Consider the following 4,434-nt stretch of genomic DNA (forward strand, 5'->3'; position numbering starts at 1 on the left):
GACCACTACCGTCCCAGAAAAACTTGTCCATGTATGGAAATGAATATGACGCAGGGTCGATGCCTAGGGTTCCCGTGAAGCGTCAAATTCCTGCGGCCCTCCGCCGGACCACACATCGTCATCCGTCGCTGGCGTGCCGCCCCACTACCCATCCGCCGCGGGTCTCAACCCCGGTGGGATCAGTTGATTACGCGAGCACGGGCGGTCCGGCCCGGCGTACCATGATCACGTGCTCGACCGGCGGGTCTTCCTCCATCTGGCGACCTGGCTGGGACAGTGGCCGGCGGGCCCGGGACTGCACGTGGTGCGGTCCCACCGCCGCGCCCGTCCGGCCTGGGACGGCCGCCTGCGCCCGGCCCTCGCGGTGACCGCCCACGGCAGCACCGTCCTCTCGGTCGCCGTCGATCGGGTGGAGGCGGTCCGGGCGCTGGTCCGGGGACGGCCGCCCGGCGAGTGGCTGCCCGCCCTCCCGGCGGCGGTCGGCACGCCCGACTTCATCTCGCACACGTCCGTCTTCCGCTGGTGCGCCGACCCGGCGCCGCTGCCCGAGGTGGGGGAGTGGGTGCCGCCCACGCTGCCCGGGCTGCCGCCGTGGCTGCGGCTGTTCGACCGGGAGGTGCTCGTGGTCCGGGGCGCCGACGGCGCGTACCGGGCCGGGGTGGGGATCAAGCGGCACGACTCGTACGGGCACGAGCTGGCGGTGGGCACGGTGCCGGCCGCGCGCGGGCGCGGCCTGGCCCGGCGGCTGGTCGCGCAGGCGGCGCGCCGGGTGCTGGACGAGGGAGCGATTCCCACCTACCTGCACGACCCGGGCAACGCGGCGTCCGGCCGGGTGGCCGAGGCGGCCGGGTTCCCGGATCGCGGCTTCACCGCGTTCGGCGTGTTCCCCCGCTGAGCCGGCCCGGCTCGGCGCGGACCGTGGATCCCGGGCCGGATCCACGGTCCGCAGCTCTCCCCCAGGCCCCGACACCGGTAACGCTATGTGTAGTGCCGACCGTGAACAAGGGGTGTGTTGCTGTCCGGTTGCGGACTCTCACCTGCGAAATCGCTGGCAGGTGCGCGGGTGAGGTCAGTGACGCAGCGTATGGATGAGGGCGAGCGCCTGCCGGGTGGCCGGCCGCAGCACGCGCAGCCGGGACAGCCCCACCAGCCGGTCCACGAGCGGCACCACGCCGTCGATGAGCTGGCGGGTCTTGACCTGCCCGTCCGAGCGGTCGTGCACCCAGTAGAGCACCACACCCATGTAGCCGAGCCAGAGCAGCTCGGGCAGCGCCTCGCGCAGCTCGTCGTCGAGCTTGACGGTGGACCCGGTGAGGGCCTCGCGGAACAGCGCTATCGACATGTCCCGCGGCTCCGACGACTCGGCGGAGAACGGGCTGAGCGGCGAGGTCGGCTCGGCCGCCGTCTTGAAGAAGGCGCCCGCGAACGCGTGGTACGGGCTCAGCACGTCGATGCCCGCGTGCAGCACCCCGGCCAGCCGCGCGGCGAACTCCCGCTCCCGGGCGAGCACCGGGCCGGCCGCCTCCCGGTGATCGCGCTGGGTGCCCGCGTAGAACTCCTGGACCAGGTGCTCCTTGGAGCCGAAGTAGTAGTAGGCGTTGCCCACCGCCACGCCGGCCTCCTGGGCGACCGCGCGCATCGTCGTGCGCGCGTACCCGCGCTCGCGGAACAGCCGCATCGCGGTGTCCAGGATCAGCTGCCGGGTCTGCTCACCCCGGGCCGTCGACCCCTGCCCACCCGCAGCGGTCGTCGGCGCACTCTGCTCGGTCATCGTCGTCACCGTATCCCGGTTCCCGGATCCGCTCGCGGACCGCGGAGGCCGCCGCCACCACCCGCCGGGCCAGCGGCAGCAGGTGCGGGCGGGCCAGCCGCTCGGCCGTACCCCGATGCTCGGCGAGCGCCCAGAGGCAGGCGAACCAGGCGCCGTCGCCGCTGTAGACCGCGCCCGTGTCGGCCACCACCGTCAGGTCCGGCTCCAGCGACAGCAGCGCTGCGAGCGCGCCCCGGACCAGCGCCTGGTCGTCGGCGAGCAGCAGCCTGATCGGCTCGGTCACGGGCGCGTCCCTCCGTCCGGATCCGCCGCGGGCACCGTCACCCGGAGCAGGAAGCCACGCCCGTCGTCCGGCCGCGCCACCGTCACCGTCACCGTCGCGTCCAGCCGCCGGGCCCGCTCCCGCAGCCCGGCCAGCCCGTGCCCGGCCGGGCCATGCTGGTCCGCCGGGCCCCGGCCGTCGTCGCGTACCTCCACCGCCGACGGTTCCACCCGGATGACGCAGTGGCGGGCGCCGCTGTGCCGCACCACGTTCGTCACCCCCTCGCGGACCGCCCAGCCGAACAGCTCGTCGCGGTCCGCCGGCAGCGGCGGCACCGACTCCGGCAGCTCCGCGACGACGCCCGCGGCGGTCAGCGCCGACCGCGCGCCGGCCAGTTCGGAGGCCAGATCCACCCCGCGGTACGCCCCGACGGTGCTCCGCACGTCCGCCAGCGCCTCCCGGGCCAGCCGCTCGATGTCGGCGACCTCGGTGGCGGCGCGGGCCGGGTCCAGCTCCAGCAGCCGGCCGGCCAGTTCGGCCTTGACCGCCACCACGGTGAGCGAGTGCCCGAGGATGTCGTGCAGGTCCCGGGCGGCGCGGGCGCGTTCCTCCGCCACCGCCAGCCGGCGGATCTCCTGCTGCGCGGCCTGGAGTTCGCCGTTGCGCTGGGCCAGCCGGCTCACCCCGAACATCGCGAACGAGGCGAGCAGCACCGCGAAGACGAGCGTGCTCTCGTGCTCCCAGCCGGGCACCAGACGCGCGGTCACCGGCGGCGCCGCCGCGGCCAGCACCACCACGACCAGCGCCTCTGCCGACGGCAGCAGGAACACCGCTGCTGCCCCGACGAAGACCAGTGTGGTCAGCCAGTCGCCGCCGGTGCCGGGGATCCCGGCCAGCCCGAGCGCGAGCAGCACGGCGATCAGCAGCCGGGCCCGGCCGGGCGGCACCGGCCGATGGCGCTGCCGTCGGCCCCGGGCCCATTCGAAGATCAGCACGTACGCCACGGCGAACGCGACGAGCGCGCCGATCCCGACCAGCCGCCGCCACAGTTGGGGCTGGTGCAGTGCGGTGCCGAGCGGGATGTTGAGGAAGAACAGCCAGACCGCCGCCAGCAGCCAGCCGGTGAACCGCCAGTGGCGGTTCACCGGCCGGGCCGGACCGGGCGGCGACGTCACGCCGACCACGCTAGACCCCGCTCAGACACGGGTGGTGTCCCGGCGGAACAGCCGGGCCGCGCCGAGGCCGAAGAACACGGTCCAGGCGGTCACGTTCGCCACCGCCGCCCAGTCCACCCCGGTGCCGGTCAGCGGCGCGCGGGCGAGCTGACCGACCCCGTACACCGGGGTGAACTTGGCGATCTGCCGCATCACGTCGGGCAGCAGCTCCAGCGGGACGAACAGGCCGCCCAGCATGGCCAGGATGGCCAGCGCCGGGCCCACGAACTGCATGACGTTCTCGGCCGGGGCGAGGTAGCCGACGAACAACCCGAACGCGGCGAACACGAGCGCGCCGACCCAGGCGGTCAGGCCGGACTCGACCCAGACGTGGGCCGGCAGCCGGACCCCGGAGGCCGCGCCGACGGCGAACTCCACGAGTACGCCGAGCAGGCCGAGCACCATCGCGGTGGCGACCTTGGTCGCCACGTACGCGGCGGGGCGCAGCGGAGTGAGCCGCAGTTGCCGGCTCCAGCCCAGCGCGCGTTCGGTGGCGACGGCCGCGCCGGCGCTGGTGGTGGCGACCATGGCCGCGTACACGGCCAGGCTGATCATGATCCAGCCGGTGACCGGCAGCCCGTTGTCCAGCTTCTCCCCGCGCGTGGGCAGCCCGAACAGCAGGAAGAACACGGCCGGCATGACCAGGATGAACAGCAGCGTACGGCGGTTGCGCAGCACCCGGCGGATCTCGATGGCGAGCACCGGCGCGCAGAACCCGCCGAGCATGGGCGGCCGGCGGTCGACGGCGCGGGCGGTGGTGGACGAGGTCGTGGCGGTCATGGCGAGGCTCCCCGGTTCAGGCGGTCAGGGTGAGGAACGCGTCCTCGAGGTTGCGTGAGGTGATCTCCAGGTCCCGGGCGTCCGTGCGGGTCAGCAGGTGCCGGGCGACCACATCGGAGTCCCCGGTGTGCACGAGGACCGCGTCGCCGCGTACCTCGACCGAGCGGACGCCCGGCAGCGCGGCGAGTGCGGCCTGGTCGGCGCCGGGCAGCGTCGCCCGCACCACCCGCCCGGCGGCCAGGTTCTTGATCTCGGCGGTGGTGCCGTCGGCGACCACGCGGCCCTGGCGGATCAGCACGATCCGGTCCGCGTACGCGTCGGCTTCGTCCAGGTAGTGGGTGGCGAACAGGACGGTCCGGCCGGAGCGGGCGTCGGCCCGGATCGCCTGCCAGAAGTCGCGCCGGCCC

5 protein-coding genes and 1 pseudogene are annotated in these 4,434 nt (G+C 74.4%); 1 reads left to right on the plus strand and 5 read right to left on the minus strand.

Annotated elements, in window-relative coordinates; genetic code table 11:
* Nucleotides 1-229: 229 nt before the first annotated feature.
* Entirely contained in the window at nucleotides 230-895 is a 666-nt protein-coding gene (locus KBX39_RS24360; RefSeq protein ID WP_113971868.1) for a GNAT family N-acetyltransferase, read from the plus strand.
* 174 nt (nucleotides 896-1,069) lie between these two features.
* Here KBX39_RS24360 and KBX39_RS24365 read toward each other — a convergent pair whose 3' ends face one another.
* From KBX39_RS24365 to KBX39_RS24385, 5 genes and pseudogenes are all read right to left on the minus strand, one after another.
* On the minus strand, nucleotides 1,070-1,771 hold the full coding sequence (locus tag KBX39_RS24365) for a TetR family transcriptional regulator (RefSeq protein ID WP_043326093.1): 702 nt from the start codon (nucleotides 1,769-1,771) through the stop codon (nucleotides 1,070-1,072).
* Nucleotides 1,710-2,054, minus strand: coding sequence for a hypothetical protein (locus KBX39_RS24370; RefSeq protein ID WP_247660537.1), 345 nt, complete (start codon nucleotides 2,052-2,054; stop codon nucleotides 1,710-1,712). Before KBX39_RS24370 ends, KBX39_RS24365 begins: the two co-directional genes overlap by 62 nt.
* On the minus strand, nucleotides 2,051-3,208 hold the full coding sequence (locus KBX39_RS34125; protein WP_210872684.1) for a sensor histidine kinase: 1,158 nt from the start codon (nucleotides 3,206-3,208) through the stop codon (nucleotides 2,051-2,053). Before KBX39_RS34125 ends, KBX39_RS24370 begins: the two co-directional genes overlap by 4 nt.
* A 21-nt stretch (nucleotides 3,209-3,229) precedes the next feature.
* Nucleotides 3,230-4,027, minus strand: coding sequence for an ABC transporter permease (locus tag KBX39_RS24380; protein WP_205797327.1), 798 nt, complete (start codon nucleotides 4,025-4,027; stop codon nucleotides 3,230-3,232).
* Between the two features lie 16 nt (nucleotides 4,028-4,043).
* Nucleotides 4,044-4,434 (minus strand): annotated as a pseudogene (locus KBX39_RS24385) (ABC transporter ATP-binding protein); the annotation flags it as partial.

Origin of the sequence: Micromonospora sp. D75 (assembly GCF_018070405.1) — a bacterium.
GTDB lineage: Bacteria > Actinomycetota > Actinomycetes > Mycobacteriales > Micromonosporaceae > Micromonospora > Micromonospora chalcea.